Source organism: Microcoleus sp. AT8-B5 (genome assembly GCF_036705565.1).
GTDB lineage: Bacteria > Cyanobacteriota > Cyanobacteriia > Cyanobacteriales > Microcoleaceae > Microcoleus.
The window spans coordinates 1-15,559 of sequence record NZ_JAUBUY010000052.1; the positions used below are offsets into that span (position 1 = coordinate 1).

The window sequence follows — 15,559 nt, forward strand, 5'->3', positions numbered from 1 at the left end:
CCCTTCTGGCGCTTTATTAATGTATCAACTCTCCCCAGAGTTGTCAAGCGTTTTGTGAAAATATTTTTGACTTTTTTGGAAAGCTATACACACCAAGGGTTTCGACATTTATCGCCTGCTCCGGTATCCCCTGGCTGACTCCTCTTTTAACTATGGGGTCTTTTTTTCGGCCCAAATACGGCTTTGGGGCGGACTATTTCCCCCGCATGGGTATAAGGACTCAGTGGTTCAACATGATGGGGCTTACTTGGAGTAGAGGTTAGGCAAAGTTAGAGTGTAAGGGGTGAGGCTGGAGCACTGGGTGAGGATGACAGAAGCAGGCTGGTGCATGAGTCATATATATGTAAGTGGTGTGTGCATTTCTGGGACTTTACTGAGGGAGGTTTGGATCTCAGATTGAGCCGATCGCCCTTAACAATTCCTCTGACTCAAAATCCAGAAGTTGACACGACACGGTACTCTAACCCTGATCGAACTCCCAGGAATCGATCGCCCGCAAATACACTCTCCTGAATTACACCCCCAAACTCCTTTAGTTACGCCAGTTATCAGCCTTTGATGAGCGAGCGCGAGTTGGTCTCCTCAACATCTACATCTAAAAAGTGCAAGTGACTCTCTTCCTCAGTATTGACAGCAATCACCAAACCTCTATTCCCCCAAGGAGCTATCGCCCGCGGTGAGGCAGGGCTGCTAAAATTCCCTACTTGAATCCCTTGACTGTTTAACACTTCTATCTGGCCCCCAACATCTGCCAATACCCATCCCCAATTAGCCACACAAGCAGACACGGGCAAAGTTTCAAGAGGAATTCGCGCTACCTTGAGCGGCCACAATTTCATCAACAGCACCGCCGCTTTACCACCTTGAGGAATTCCCAGCAAAGTATAAGGCTCAGGTGTCAACAGCATCTGTCCGACGCTGGCCGACAACCGCACAGAACCCACAGGGGTGCCGCGGCGAGTGTAAACTCTAAAAATAGTTTGGGGATTTTTTGGTTCGTTATCCGGCCAAACTGCTAAGACGTGTCGCCGATCCAGAAACATTAATTCTGGTAAATAGTGTTCTGGTAACGGCACAGTAGCGATCAGCTTCAGGGCTTTTTTCTGATCGCCCGCCGTGCTGTTTCCAGCTAAAGAATAAAAACGCAGTTCGCCGGGAACCGCTACTGTCAACCAGTTGCCGCGAGAGTCTACAGCAGCTTTTAAAGAATCTGGCCCTTGCCTCAAACCCATATCCAGTAAACACTGAGGCTCCCAAGATCGCTCATTGAGCCAGTAAAGTTTTTGGGGAGTGAGAACGCAGCAGCCGTTGGAAACAGGTAAAATGCCGCGCACGATTTCCGCCATTAATGAAATCGAAGTAGACATTTCTCCTGTAACTAGCTGTTTTCCCGGCTGAGACCAAACCTTGACCTCTGTACCTACAGCAGCATAGAGATAGGTTTCAGTGGCAATTAAAGCGGTCAACGGTGCAGGAAGTATCAGTGGCTTGGGCTGCGAAAGCGAATAGCGCACAGTCCGAAGTAAATTAATAGCCGACTGTGATACTTTTTCCTCTTCAACTTCCAGCAAAGAGTCAGTTTCCGACTTCAGACTTTTATCACCACTTGTGGGATTTTCCCAGGGAATAATGCAGTCGCCCAATTGCCTGACAGCGGGGTCGTACATGATCAGCCGCAGAGCTTGAGCCATTTGGGAAGCACTGGCAAAACGGCGGGCTGGCAGCTTTTCTAAAGATTTTTTGACTATTGCTTGCAAAGGTTCGGGGATGGCGTCTGGAAATTGCAAGCGTTGATTGAGGTGGGCCCACCTCAAGTCTCCGGGGGTTCCCCCGAAAGGGCGGTAGCCCATTAGCAATTCAAACAGCAGAATTCCTACTGCATATATATCTGACATCGGAGAAAAAAGACCGTAAAACCGCTCAGGGGCCATGTAAGCGGGGGAACCGACGGTAGCGTCGGGAGAAAGTTCTTGGTGGAGGCGAGTGGTACCAATTTCTGGCAGCCGACGCGCGATGCCAAAGTCAGACAGCCGGGGCGACCAACCTTTGGCCCCTAAAGTTAGGAGGATATTTTCGGGTTTGATGTCGCAGTGAACTACGCCTCGGCGGTGGGCGTAGTCTAAGCCGGCTAAAACTTCCATGACTAGCTGCAAACCTTCGAGCAGACGCAAGGGGCGCTCTTGTTTGAGCAGGTTGCGGAGGGTTCCTCCCTCGCAGTAGTCCATAACCAAGTACCTGCCTGTAGCTGTGTGTTCTAGAGCACGGCAGGTAACGATGTTCGGGTGCTGCAAGGTGATCAGAAACCACAGCTCTCGCAAGAATTCGCTAGTTGGGGCTTTTTGATGACTAAGTTCTTTGAGAGCAACCAGTTGGCTGGTGAGGCGGGAGTCCTGGGCGGGAGCTTCTCGAACGCTGGCACAAAAGACTCGACCAAATTGTCCTTGTCCGACTAGCCCTAAAATGCGGTACTTAGAATGTTGCATCGGTCTAATTATAGAAAAAGCTTGAGCTAGTATTAAAATATGTAAATAATTCTGACAAAAATTCAAATTTTTGAATCGCTCGCCAGGTACAGCCTATGTTATCTCAGGTTCATTCTCAGCCTCCTTGAGAGCGATCGCACAGTCGCACCTACTAAAATCCTTGAGCTTCGGAATCACTATCAATCTTGCCGGATGCCTGTACCCGATCGGGAACTACCTGTGGCTGCTATTTTAGTCGATCGCGACTATTACAGTTTTTTCAATGCCCTCCAGAAAGTTTCTAAGGTTTTAGCTTTTCAAGGCTAAGCTGGGGAATCGGGGCGAGGAAACAGCGATAGGAGCAAAACAGAAGTGCGGTTATGCCATAGGGGTTAGAGAGCCACAAGCCGATGCTGTGGTCAAGGCATCTTAACCTTTTTGAGTGTTAGCTAAATTTATTTGCGCTTTGAATAAGTTGATCGTAACTTGCTAAATACTGAACTTGACAGGAGCAAACATCAATATGGTTAAAATTATTAAACTAGATCCAATTGCGGAGGAAATAGCAGTCGAAACCCGATCGAATATCCTGTCTGCCTTACTTTCCAAAGACTTAGACGTTCTCAAGGAATGCGGGGGGCGGGGAATGTGCGCTACCTGCCATGTTTACATTAAAGAAGGCATGGAAGGCTTGTCGGACATGAACCGCCGCGAGAAAAGGACGTTGGAAGTCATTACTACGGCTAAAGCCAATTCGCGACTTGCTTGTCAGGCTCAAATTATGGGCGAGGGTGTGGTTGTAGAGTTGCCTGCGGGGATGTATATTAATGCTATTGAAAATGTCGAAGCTCTGATCGGCCGCCGAGCCCAGCAAGATTTATTACACCCAATTACGGGTCAAGTAGTTGTAGAATCAGGAAAGTTAATTACTCGTTCTATCGTTACACAGCTTAATGAAACCCGCTTTCAAGTAGGACAGTATTTAGTTCGCACTAAAGAAGCTTAAAACTGATATGTTTGTATTTTAGTAGTAGAGAAGAATCTATGTTGAGCCAACTTGCGCGTTTGAGCACGGAAACAGACGGACGCTACGCCAGTGCCGAAGAACTCCAATTTTTGAAAGACTACTTTCAGTCTTTGAATCACCGGATGAGTGCTTATAAAAAAATTCAAGCCTCTGAAACAGAAATTATGCGGCAAGTGGAAGCACAAATGCTGTCTCTAGACCCTAGTTTATTTAGGCGGGGGGCTAACGATATGACTGAAAAGTGCCGTGGAGATATTGTGCGGGTGTTGAGGCATTCGGCGGCAGCACTGTTGATTAATGATACTGAACGGTTGCGCGATCGGCTACTACTTTGGTTGCAAACTATTTTAGGCGCTGTTCAAGTTAGAAATACTGCGACCGTGACCTACGATGTGATGAAAAAGGTCCTCAAGCAATATCTCACGGTGGAAGAAAGGAACCTATTTTTTCCGATTCTGGACATTAACCGCACATTACTCGGCAAATAATCAAGGGGGTTGACCAGTTAACGCCGATAAACTGTGCCGTTAGGAAGAGTGGCTCCAATCAACTTCGCTCCCGTCAAATCCGCCTCAGTGAGAATCGCTCCCCGGAGGTTGGCTCCTGTCAAGTCAGCTTTCTGCAAGTTGGCTTTACTCAGGTTAGCTTTGGTCAAGTTAATTTCATGCAGGCAAGAATTAGACAGGTCGGCATTGATCAGGTAGGCTAGACTCAGGTTGGCTTTGCTGAGGTTGGCTCCGCTCAAGTTAGCTTCCATCAGATAAGCACCGCTTAAGTTGGCTTCATTCAACAATGCCTCTGCCATATTAATTCCAGTTAAAAGTTTGCGGCTCAAGTCTACACCGCTGAGGTCGGCTCCGCTGAGGTTAATACCGCTTAAGTGGCTACCATTCAAAGTAATGTTTCTCAGATAGGTTTTGCTGAGGTCTGCTTTGCACATATTGGCTCTATCCAAGCAAGCTTCGCTAAGGTCTGATCCGATCAAGCACGCGCCGTTTAAATAGGCTTGAGTGAGGTTAGCCCGCCTGAGATTAGCTTTCAACAGGTTGGCTTTGCTGAGGTTAGCACGGGTTAAGTTGGCTCCGGCTAGGTTGGCTTTGGATAATTCGGCTCCGGTGAGCTGTGCTTCGGTCAAGTCTGCCTCTTTGAGACTCGCTAGACTTAAGTAAGCATCTTTGAAGTTGGCTCCGTTGAGATTGGATTTAATCAGATAGGCTTTACTGAGATTTGCCTGAGTCAGAACGGCTTTGGTGAGGTTAGCGGCGCTCATATCTGCACCTATGAGATTAGCATTGGGAAGAATTGCTCCGGTCAGGTTTGCCCAATTCAGATGAGATCCGGCTAGGTTGGCGCCGGTGAGATTGGCTCCGATGAGATTGGCTCCACTCAGACTGGCAGCCATGAGGTTGGCGCCGGTGAGATTGGCTCCGCTGAGGTCAGCTTTGCTGAGATTGGCTCGGCTCAGATGGGCTTTGGTGAGGTCTGCCCCGCTGAGGTTAGCACCGATTAAGTAGGGTCGTTGCTGGTGTTGGTTGAGGTTTGCCAAAATTAGAGTTGGGGCATCGCTGGAACGGTATAAATCGATCGGACTCAACACAATGCCGCGCAGATTTGCCAGTCTAAAATCTCTTTCGCCGGCTGCATATCGAGTTAGAAGTTCATTGGCGTCCATTAAGTTCTAGCAAAATATTTGAGGTTTTGATTGCTTTTAAATTTTAGGAATTTCTAGAGTAAGTTATGAATTTTCTTGCTGCTAGTTATAATCAGGTTTTATTTAAATTGCTAAAACCTAGTTTCTTGACTTAGGATATTTTTTATAATTTAACTCACAGTTTTGATGATACGGTGGATAATCTGACTACCAAAACTTAATTTTGACAGCTATTAGAAACAAAGTAATAGCTGTCAAATAAGTCAGTTTTTTTGGAAAAGTTGAGTGATAATAGCTTCATGGTCTTTTCCTTCTTCGACCATAGAATCTGCTGGTTGGAGGCGATCGCGCAGCCCTAAAATAAAGCGGTTGCAGTCCGAACCCAATGATTCGCAGGATGTTTGCAGGCAGTGAAGTTCTCGACCCGTAAGCTGACTAAAGAACGAACTTAAAATACCTGCTTCTAAAAAACAGGCTGGTCGCTTAGACTTGGGGGCTGTTTTAGCAAAAAGAGAGTTAGCAATTTTTACTATTAAGAATCCATGTTCGGAATAGCTGGGGTCTAGATCAAATGTTCCCCATCCATGAGTTTTCCAACACTGCTGTAAGGACTGAAGAAATTCTACCATTTCCATTTCAGAAACTGGCTGACCGTAGTATTCGCTGACTTCTTCGCAAAAACGCACGTAGAAGTTTTTACCCCACCAGCGACCGCAGTTGAAAAGCACGAGGCGGGAGGCTTGACCTGTTTCTTGTTCTAAGCCGATATAAATGGCTTGAATCAGTGTTTCTGGAAGTGCTAAGAGCCGATCGCCCCGTCGGTTTTCGAGGAGGCCGAGTTCGAGGTCGCCTCGGACGTAGGCATCGCTGGCAAAGTAGTTTCCAGGGAGTCGGGGCTGTTTGAGTAAGTCGGCAATATTAATCATCGGGAATTGGGAATTGGGAATCGGGAATTGGAAATTGGGAAGAAAGCTGATTATTTATTACCTTGATCAATAATAATTGACTGTGCTTGGTCGAAAAATGGTTGCAATATAGCCCGGGCTTGCTCGGAAAGCAATTCTTTTAAACGAGTTTGCAGCAGATTGCAAACAGTTGCTTCGATTTTTTGAGTTTGGTGGGCTTCGACTATGCCGGAAAGCCAGTCTACAAGGCGCTGTTCGAGAAAATTTTGATCGTTCAGCAGCATAGCCATAGCGCAGTACCGCAAGACTAACACCCAGTGTTTGAGCGATCGTTCTAAGGTTTCTTGTTTTTCGTCGGGGAATGTTTCTTGTAGTTGGTTGGCTACTGGTTGGAAGATGCTTGCTTCCTTCTCTCGCAAAAATTCGTAAATTTTTAAGCGCTGAACAAGGGTTACAGCTTGACGCTTAAAAGCTAGGAGTTCTTCGCCTTTTAAAAAGCGGTTTTCTGCCTGATCCAGCAGCGCCTCAATCTCAGGGTGCATGATTTTAATTAAGTGGTAATCGGTAATTGATAAAAGGAAGGAAGTTCGGCAACGAGCAGTGTACGGGATTTAACGGATTTAACGGAGGGATTTTGAAGGATGAGAAAAGAGGGGTGAGGGAAGATGGATGAGGGATTGCTCTATTTTTCATGTTCTATTCCCTAGACAGATTAAAACATATCGAATAGGTCATCAATGGTGACTTCTGCTTGTTCAGTAATAGAAATTACTGGCAAGGGTGGCGGTAGGGGTAGGGCACCTACTTCCGGAATTCCTTCCCAAGAAATAGCTTGAAAAAAGTCTGCTACTGGCTGGGTTAAACTCAGAAGTTGACCGGGGTTCGAGCCAGTTGGGGTTTCTAAAGATTTTCCCAGCCAATTATAGTGACCAAAGAATTCTTGGACGGATTGGCCCAACCATGAAGTTTGACTTTTCATCTTTCTTCCTGCCTGGAGAAATCCACCATTGCACTTTCGATCGCGAAATTGGTGGGAGGAAAGGCAGGGCAGGGAATGTGCCTTTCCAGGTTGTTTACCGCAATATTTCACCGTGTTGCAGTCGATTTTGAATATCGCGGGCGTTGGCACCTTCGTTGAGCCAGAATGCTGCTGCATCAATTTTATCTGGGTTGCCAAGCAGAAACTTGCAATAGGTTTCTCCCATTGAGTAACATTGGAGTTCTATGCAGCTCAGAGGCTTTTTGACTAAAGAGCCAAAGAAACCGGCGAACAAACCGGCGTATAGGTGACAAACCGGTTTGCCTACGTCGCCCAAAGTTCGAGCAACTGCTGAGTCAAAAAGGTTGATGAAGATACAGCCGTGTTTGCGATCGCTCATGTCCACTTCCCAGCGACCCCAACCTTGAGCTGTGAAAGGCCACCACCAAGTTTCTAGCAGAAACATGAGATTTGACTGGCGAATGTTCTGGCTGTATTCGGCACTAAACCATTTTTGAAAAAATTCGGAATCTTGGAGTCCCCATTGGCAACCAATAGTATACATGATGACAGAGGACGCAGGGCCGACTTCTTCTTCGAGTCCCTCCACCAAACCAATAATGAAGTCTTCGCTTGTAAAAATGTTGCGCGACTCGTTCCAGTCGTCAATTGTGCCCATCTGGCGATCGAAGGCAAAAAAATCCTGAAATCTATAGTGGCTATGAGTTTTAGGATGATGTTGCTTTAGTAACGATTCGCTGTGGGGGGAGATTTCTTTTTTCGCGGTAGAGACCATTGGCGGGTTATTCCTTTTTGGTGTAGTTTGGTGAAAATTAGAGTCAAATAGACTGGCCTGTGTATCCAATTTAACTTTATTTTTCTAAAGGTAGACACAGGGGAGAATTTTTTACTGCAATATAAAAATTAAAATTTCTAGGATGCTAAATTTGGGCGCTTGTTGGGAGTTCTGCCTTCGGACAACTGCTCTCTGAGTGCTGGCGAAAGTGGGTATAACCTTCAGCGGCTATGTGTTATCGTTTTGTGCAAGCAGTCCACTATATATATAGGGCATATGGGGATGAAAAATCACGCTTGTATTGCAATAGGCATCAATCAATATCAGTTACTCCAGCCTTTGAGTTATGCCCAAGAGGATGCAGAGGCATTGTACGGTTTTTTGACTGAGGATGCGGGTTTTGCGCCGGAGGGATGTCTGCTGATGACCGATAGCTCGCCGTCGCTGTGGGGTCAATCTACATATCCAAATCGGGAAAATATTCTGAGATTGACCCAAAGCCTCTGCGGGGAACATGTGCAAAAGGGAGATTTACTCTGGTGTTTTTTTAGCGGCTACGGTGTCAGCTATGAAGGTAAGGATTATTTGATGCCGATTGACGGCAATCCGGCTGACATTAAGGGTACGGGGATTCCGGTAGAGTTGCTGTTGAATACTCTGAAAAACGCTCCTACGGAAACGGTGTTGGTGCTGGTTGATATGAACCGCAGCCAGATTTTGAAAGCGGGGGAAACGATCGGCTCTCAAACGGTCGAGCTGGCGCGGGAACTGGAAATCCCAACGGTGCTTTCTTGCCGCCCGAATCAAGTTTCGCGGGAAACTTCGGCTTTGCGTCAGGGGTTTTTTACGACGGCGCTTTTGGAGGGGCTACGCTCGGGACAGTGCATGACTATTAAGGGTTTAGACCGTTTTTTGAGCGATCGACTGCCGGAGCTGTGTGACCACCATTTGCGTCCGAAACAAGAACCTTTGATGGTGGTGAATCCTCCAGGAAAGGCTAATTTGGTGATTTTGCCCGATGTAGGGGTACCAACGGCTGCGTTGGCCGGACGCAACGGCAATATGACGGTTGGTACGGCTGATGGGTTAGATCGCCCGCAAATGGCGACGGCTAGGGATCGAATGGATCTGCCTCCTGCAGTTCGCAACGCTCAGGATTCGTCGGTTGAGATGCCGCCTGTGTCGCAGCCGAAGGCCGTGGTTCCTGCTGATGGGGGAGGCGATCGACCGAACTTGCAAAAGCCGGAGGATGAAGATAAAGGGGGGTCGGATAAGTCATTTTTGCAGCAGCTAGTTTTGTGGAGTTCCGCTACGGCTTTGGTGTTGCTGTTGGGTGTTTTTGTGACGAACAGATCAATTTTTATTGGTCAGCAGGAAGGAGATCCTCGATCGCCTGCTGAAAATGCCCAAAACTCTGGATCTCAACAATCTACTGGTACTGGGGGGTCTCAGAACCAACCGCGGGCGGTGCAAGCAGGGGCTGGAACCAAGCAGCCACCGTCGAGCCAGCAGGTGTGGGCTGAGGCGAAAACTTTCCTTAAGGATGGTTCGGCTTCTAGTTTTAATAAAGCGGTGGTTAAGGCTCGAACGATTCCGGCTAGCGATCCGCTCTACCCGCAGGCTCAGCAGGATATTGAGCGCTGGAGTTTAACGATTTTGGATATAGCTAACGGGCGGGCTGCTCGGGGCGATTTCCAGGGGGCGATCGGGGCGGCTAAATTAATGCCGGATGTCAATAAGCCTGTTTACAATCAGTCGAAACAGGCGATCGCTCAGTGGGAGGAGCTATCCAAAGACCAGGATGTAAATGCTGCTTTGCTATCGGCTGCTAAGGGTCAAATTAAGCGGGGGGTTGCCTCTTCTTACAGTAAAGGCATCCAGCAAGCTAATAAAATTGAGCCAGGTCAGCCGAAGTATGAAGAAGCTCAACAGTTAATTGGAGAGTGGAGCGAAAGTATTCTCAAAATTGCTCAGTTGCGTGGCTCTCAAGGAAAGCTGAAAGAGGCAGTTGAAGCTGCTTCGCTGGTGCCGTCGGGTACTAAGAGTTATCAGCCGGCTCAGAAGGATATCGCCAATTGGAAAACTAAGCTCCAACGCCAGCAGAAAAAAAGTTGATTTAGTTGATAATTTCTCGGTTTCCCACCGGGAAATTATTTTAGCGACTGACCAACATTAGTCGTTGGCTAGATCGATACCTCTTGATACTGAAAAAAGAGACCTACATATCGATAATTTAAAACCAATAATTTTATTCGCCATTTCCCCTCCCAGCTTCTGCGGGAGGGGTTTTTATCTGTTGGCTGGTCGGTGCGTTTTTGTATAGTGAAAGATATCGTATGAGCTGGTTAATGAGGGTTGCATAATAGGGGGATGATTTTAATGTTTTTTGTGATGGGGCCATGAGACCGAAGGCGTGTATTTTCACAGCAGGCGGGACGCCCAACCCTAATGCCCAAAATAATCTTCAAATTATGCAACGCCGATTAATTAATATTTTAAATTCACGTCTAGAGTTTTCTGAGCCGAAGCCTCTACCGTCAAAAAATATTTTTCTAACAAAAAAGATGGGTATAAATATAGTTAAAAAATGATAAATAAATCATGAATAAATAGCTTTTATTTGAAATTTAGAAAAAAATCAGTATATTTAATTACTTGTGATTATCAGATTAAGTTATATTTTTTTAACTTAATTTAGTAAGAAGGTTTGCTACATATAATTGCTACCTAATGCAAATCAATGGGGCAAACTCGTCATAAAAACTCGGCTATGCACAGTTAATTTCTTTATCGATTTTGGTAGACTATTAGGAGCGATCGACGGATGGAAGACTGTTTAAAATTGTACTGTTTTTAAATTATGAACAGTGACATATCTGTTATGAATTATACAAAATGAGCCGTTACTGAGAATTCTCGCGGACGTGCGATCGCCCCCAAGGAATTCAGGAAACAGATTCACCGCCACACAGCAAAAAATATCTGGATTCGCAAGCTGCGAGTCTTCGTTTGCCCGGAGATGACAAAGCTGCCTTAATTAACACAAATAAGGGCTTGGCAAGAAAATCTAAAAAATATTTCCTTGAGAAACAAGAATAAAAACTTGCTCGCTTATTGTAGCCCCGGTAACAACACGTATGCCTAAAGTTATAGTCCACAGCCAAGTCTACAGGACGAGCTAAATCAATAGGGTGATGTGGCGGTGTCCGGGTGTTAAGAGGGGCGATCGAATAGGAATGTTCCCGGAGCGATCGCTTCCCAATCGGGGAGTCTAAAACCTAGGAAGGCAAGGAGTTGGAGACAAGGCTGAACTTTTTGAGGTCAGGAAAGTAGCGTTAGCACTAAACTCTGCCGTATTGTGGAAATCGAGCCAAATTTGTAACAGTTCTTAACTATAAAGAATTCTGCCAAAACTGCTAGCATAGTGACACTTTTGCTAGCAAAAACAGATAAAGTAAATAAAGTTGGCTAGCTCTAGACGCGCCGATCCCCATCCTGGGGATGTTGAATCAATTTGATTCATACCAAGTGGTTTTAGAGTTACAATCGGAATCAAAGCATCGCTATTTAACTGAGTTCTTTACTTACTTTTACTTTCAGCTATGAACGTGGATTTTATCAAAGCCCAAGTCAGGTTGCTACAGGGTGCAAGTTCATCGGAGCGAGAAACCCTTATTAAAAACATCGGCGTCTGTGCTGGCGTGATCCGACCAGGAGAGTACGTGACTCCGCAACGGAAGCACGCTATTACTCTCTGGCTGCAAACAAATGCGGTTCGCCTCCGACTTCCCCAACTTCCTCTGGACTTATCAGGCCAAAAGCCTTAACAGGGAAGTAATCAAGAGGTAGCGACAGAATCAAAGAAATTAGTCAATCTTACCTAAAAGTGCGTTTTTATTGAGCTGTACAGGATCAATGAAACACGATGAAGATTGAAAAAATGTTTGTAGGGAAAGTTGGGCTCGAAAACACGCCTGTGGACAAGAAGCGGCCGACCGCCTTGGTAGAAGCAGGAAGTGAACGTCAAACCTGCTCTAAAAGTAGATTTGAGTAAGTTTCACAGAAAGGATTATTCTGCACAACTATAACCTGGGTTATTTGCTTTTAGATTTGAGATTCACGATGTAGCTGGTATTGGATAAATAGGCTATTTGTGGATCGCCTGAAAAATTATCCTATTCAATAGGTATAACTAATTACAGGGGCAGTCATTGAACTGCCCTTACTTTTGAACCCGATGCGAAACTGTTGCAAGTTACAATAAACGCATCTACTTGTAGATAGAGTTTATGTGAACTCTCGTGTAAGCAGCAGTGGCTCTATATTATTTGGTATGTTCGAGATGGGAGGGAGAGAAGGGGAGAGGGGGAGAGGATTGGACGACTTTTGATAGGGAATTAATATCATCAAACAGAACGAGTTATAGCAATCCTTGCAGGAGTCGTACCAAGATGTAGGGGATAGTACCTTTCTTTGCCTACCCTGGCCTCATGGGGCAACCACGGGGGTTTTGCCCCTACAAGAATGACACAAAGGATTTAGGATGGCTATATTACAATTCACTTGCTTTCTAATATATTTTTCCACAAAAATACTGTGAGCAAAAAACAAAAATTTCCTTATTTAGTTGGTTCCCGATGGACTTCACACCAAAAAACTTGGGGGTGGCGACACTTTCAAGTGGTCAACCGAAAAAACGAAGGTAAATGGGTATTTGCAGAAATGGTGGCGGCTTGCGATCCAAATGTGCGTTTTTGGCTGAACGCCGCACAGCTCAAAGACCGATCGCTCTGGCAAGCTGGATGGCAGTCTACGCAAGAATTAGAGGAATTAGAAACTGCCGACTAAAAGACAGGGCTGTGGGGTAGAGAGAGGGGAAGTTCCCTCGCCTGCTGCTATCGTTCCGATTCAAACCAATACGGAGTGAGACTTTCCCGGTTTTGAAAAATCTTTTACATGACTACAAGTTCGGGAAACCCTTATGTAGCTGCGTTTTTGCTTCAGTAATTAGGTGGGAAAAATCATACAGCATATTCCATGTATATGTGGTAAACACAAGAAGAGCGATCGCCTGCTGTTTGGTGCGTCGCCACCCGTCAATCTGCCATATTTATCAAATATGAAGGAACGACACACCCTACCGATTAACTAAATTAAGCCAAATGACAGAAGCCGCCAGATAAATTCCATCTAAAAGTTTGCAGCGCGTTTGTCATCGCTCGGTACTGCTTGAGATTGACTAAGGTCGATCGTCCCATATTTCCAGCGGCACAGGGCGCAACCTTCCCGCTACTTCAACACTCGGCCAATTCGGATCAAAAGTCAAATTTTCCAACGTTCCATCGCTGTGAATTACAAACGTATCCTCAATTTTTGCTCCCGACAAACTCGGATTCCAAGCCACAGCCATATTTTCTGCCAAAATATCTGAAGTAGCCGGATTCGCAACAATTTCCCGCGCCAAATATCCGGTAGTTCCACCTTGATGGTGTTCCGCAATTGCTTGAGGATATCCGTGCTCTTCGTAAGCCGTTTTAAGCGTATCATAAACCGCATTCAGCGTTACTCCCGGCCGGCAAAAATTTAGCGCCGCTGCTTCAATTTCTCTGACTTGTCGGTGCAACTCTGAATGCTTTTCCCCAAGAAAATCGAAACAGACAAATCTTGTTAAATTTGCATACAAACCCCCTCCCCTGGCGCAAAATACTAACATTGCTTGTCGTCCAATTTGTTCGGCGGTTGCTGTGGCGTGGCGGTACAGCGGCAAACGCCTTTCTCCAGCAACTAAGGTAAGTGCTGGATGCAAACCTCTCGCCCACAATGCCTCTGCACCGGCTCCCGCTAGCTGATATTCTGTCCATGTGGGTTTGGCGGCGGAAAGTACCTCTGTCATCGCTTCGCTGGCTAAACGCCCGACTCGCCGGTATCGCTCTAATTCGCTTGACATCATTGTCTGTTTGCGAGACTGTAAAGATGCGATTATTGGCATTTCTTGGGAAGTTGGCCGATCGCTCATCACGTTACCGCCACCAGTAATTTGTTTGACAAAAGCTTCGCGCTGTGCAACATCTGCCCAAGGATAGATGTGCATTTGAAAGTTGGCTGGCAATTCCTCGTCCTGCAAGCGTTGAGCTTCGATTTCATCGGTGAGAACCCAAGCTGTTTCGGCGGTAATTAAAAGTTCTGCCACTCCGGTTTCTGCGGTTAGCAATACTGTATGAGAACCGCCGGCTGTGGCCCAGGCAAACCAGTCTGTACCGCGCAAGCGAAGGGCGATCGCTTTTGTTTCGGTTAAGGCTTTGCGGATGAATTCGAGTTTTAAATCGACTTCTTTGTTGAATGAGTTTATCATATATGAAATAAGAAAGAAGGAAGAAGGAAGAAGGAAGAAAATCACTGATTTTAGTTAACATTTGCTAAATCTAAAATCTACAATCTCTAAAATCTAAAATCTAAAATCTAAAATCTAAAATCGATAGATACTGCTTGCAATTCTTTAGCTTTTTCTTCGGGTAAAGCGTCGTTTGCAAACATTCCGGCGGCTAGTTCGGTTCCTGCTAAATATTTTAGCCGATCGCTCGATCGATAGGGCGGATAAAATTGGGCGTGCAAATGCGCTTCTGGATGGGGTTTCCCGTCTGTGGGCCCTTGAAACCAAGCCATCAAATAAGGGAACGGGCGATGCCACAAACCGTCGTATTTGAGGGTGACTGTTTTTAAGGCTTTAGCGAGTGATTGCCGCTGTTTTTGGGTCAAATCGACAAATGTAGCAGCGGGGGCGATCGGGGCAATCCACACTTCGTAAGGGTAGCGGGCACAAGCGGGGACAAAGGCGATCGCCTCTTCGTCTAAATAAATAATTCGCTGGTTGTCGGAAATCTCTTTTTGAATCAAATCTTGCAGCAAACCGCTACTGTTTTTTTGATAGTAAACCGATTGACATTCTAACATCCGTGCCGGCACCGGTGGCACGAACGGATAAGCGTAAATTTGACCGTGGGGATGGTGCAAAGTTACTCCGACTTCGACGCCGCGATTTTCAAAGGGCAAGACGTATTCAATTTCGGGATTGCTGCCGATAACTGAAGTGCGATCGGCCCATACTTCTAACAATAATTCTAAATGAGATAACTCCAAAGAACCGAGGGAAGCCAGCGGATCTTGAGTGAAAACCACGACTTCGCAAATGCCTTTAGCTGGCAAAGTTTCGACAATATTTGCAGGTGCGTTTTTTGCTTGCAAAGTCAGCGAGGGAAAGCGGTTGTCAAACACTGCTACATCGTAATCTCCCGGCGGCAATTCTGTCGGAAACTTAGGGTTAATTGTAGCAGCCAGCGGGTTGTATTCTGGCGGCGGCATGAAAGTTCTTCCCTGACGGTGGCTGGCGTATGCTACCCATTCCCCCCGCAAAGGATGCCACCGAAAGTGCGGGTTTGCCTCTACGGGTTCATTGCTGGGACTTACGGCCGCGATACCTTTTGGGATTGGGTAGCGGCTGTACAGTGTGAGTGGGCGGCCGTCTGGTTTTAGCAATGTTTGGGCGTACATTTTTTGTAGGGGCGGGCGATCGCGTTTAATATATGTTAGGAGTATAACTTCGTGTTTTGAGAATCTGCCCCTACCTAAAGTCGCAAATTATTTTAACAAGTTTAAGAATGAGAATTAAATAACTTAGAATGCGTGATGGTTCTTGTGGGATGGGCGTCCCGCCCGCCCTTTCTGGACGGGCGGGACGCCCA

The 15,559-nt window shown here is 46.2% G+C and carries 13 protein-coding genes; 5 read left to right on the forward strand and 8 right to left on the reverse strand.

The genetic code is table 11. The annotated features are described in order from the left end of the window. Positions 1 to 548: 548 nt before the first annotated feature. On the reverse strand, positions 549 to 2,483 hold the full coding sequence (locus QUB39_RS25440; RefSeq protein WP_333057693.1) for a serine/threonine-protein kinase: 1,935 nt from the start codon (positions 2,481 to 2,483) through the stop codon (positions 549 to 551). A 502-nt stretch (positions 2,484 to 2,985) separates the two neighbouring features. On the opposite strand from QUB39_RS25440, the gene QUB39_RS25445 reads away from it, so the two are divergent. Both QUB39_RS25445 and QUB39_RS25450 read left to right on the forward strand, forming a co-directional pair. Beyond that, entirely contained in the window at positions 2,986 to 3,468 is a 483-nt protein-coding gene (locus tag QUB39_RS25445; RefSeq protein WP_333057691.1) for a 2Fe-2S iron-sulfur cluster-binding protein, read from the forward strand. A gap of 38 nt (positions 3,469 to 3,506) precedes the next feature. Continuing rightward, entirely contained in the window at positions 3,507 to 3,977 is a 471-nt protein-coding gene (locus QUB39_RS25450) for a phycobilisome protein (protein WP_333057690.1), read from the forward strand. A 17-nt stretch (positions 3,978 to 3,994) separates the two neighbouring features. Here the strand turns inward: QUB39_RS25450 and QUB39_RS25455 are convergent, their stop codons facing one another. From QUB39_RS25455 to QUB39_RS25475, 5 genes are all read right to left on the reverse strand, one after another. Then, the gene (locus tag QUB39_RS25455) at positions 3,995 to 5,161 is read right to left on the reverse strand and encodes a pentapeptide repeat-containing protein (RefSeq protein ID WP_333057689.1); all 1,167 of its coding nucleotides are present in this window, start codon (positions 5,159 to 5,161) and stop codon (positions 3,995 to 3,997) included. Positions 5,162 to 5,403: 242 nt separating this feature from the next. Beyond that, entirely contained in the window at positions 5,404 to 6,066 is a 663-nt protein-coding gene (locus QUB39_RS25460; RefSeq protein WP_333057688.1) for a V4R domain-containing protein, read from the reverse strand. A gap of 50 nt (positions 6,067 to 6,116) precedes the next feature. Next, a complete protein-coding gene (locus QUB39_RS25465) occupies positions 6,117 to 6,587 on the reverse strand; it encodes a phycobilisome protein (RefSeq protein WP_333057685.1) in 471 nt (156 codons plus the stop codon). Between the two features lie 170 nt (positions 6,588 to 6,757). Beyond that, entirely contained in the window at positions 6,758 to 7,024 is a 267-nt protein-coding gene (locus QUB39_RS25470; RefSeq protein ID WP_333057683.1) for a hypothetical protein, read from the reverse strand. A 94-nt stretch (positions 7,025 to 7,118) separates the two neighbouring features. Next, positions 7,119 to 7,820 carry a V4R domain-containing protein gene (locus QUB39_RS25475; protein WP_333057681.1) on the reverse strand — a complete coding sequence of 234 codons (702 nt, stop codon included), beginning with the start codon at positions 7,818 to 7,820 and terminating at the stop codon, positions 7,119 to 7,121. Between the two features lie 282 nt (positions 7,821 to 8,102). On the opposite strand from QUB39_RS25475, the gene QUB39_RS25480 reads away from it, so the two are divergent. The 3 genes from QUB39_RS25480 to QUB39_RS25490 all read left to right on the forward strand — a co-directional run bounded on the left by QUB39_RS25480 (position 8,103) and on the right by QUB39_RS25490 (position 12,668). Further along, complete coding sequence (locus tag QUB39_RS25480) at positions 8,103 to 9,935, forward strand: peptidase C14 (protein ID WP_333057680.1); 1,833 nt, start codon at positions 8,103 to 8,105, stop codon at positions 9,933 to 9,935. A gap of 1,487 nt (positions 9,936 to 11,422) precedes the next feature. Then, positions 11,423 to 11,647, forward strand: coding sequence for a hypothetical protein (locus QUB39_RS25485; protein WP_006635912.1), 225 nt, complete (start codon positions 11,423 to 11,425; stop codon positions 11,645 to 11,647). Positions 11,648 to 12,416: 769 nt separating this feature from the next. Next, positions 12,417 to 12,668 (forward strand): TIGR02450 family Trp-rich protein, encoded by a 252-nt coding sequence (locus tag QUB39_RS25490; RefSeq protein ID WP_242725377.1) that lies wholly within the window; start codon positions 12,417 to 12,419, stop codon positions 12,666 to 12,668. A 391-nt stretch (positions 12,669 to 13,059) separates the two neighbouring features. On the opposite strand, the gene QUB39_RS25495 is transcribed toward QUB39_RS25490, so the two are convergent. Together QUB39_RS25495 and galT are read right to left on the reverse strand one after the other, a co-directional pair. Next, on the reverse strand, positions 13,060 to 14,172 hold the full coding sequence (locus QUB39_RS25495; RefSeq protein ID WP_333211780.1) for a M24 family metallopeptidase: 1,113 nt from the start codon (positions 14,170 to 14,172) through the stop codon (positions 13,060 to 13,062). Positions 14,173 to 14,279: 107 nt separating this feature from the next. Next, positions 14,280 to 15,368, reverse strand: a complete 1,089-nt coding sequence (galT, locus tag QUB39_RS25500) for a galactose-1-phosphate uridylyltransferase (protein ID WP_333211782.1) — start codon at positions 15,366 to 15,368, stop codon at positions 14,280 to 14,282. Positions 15,369 to 15,559 lie beyond the last annotated feature (191 nt).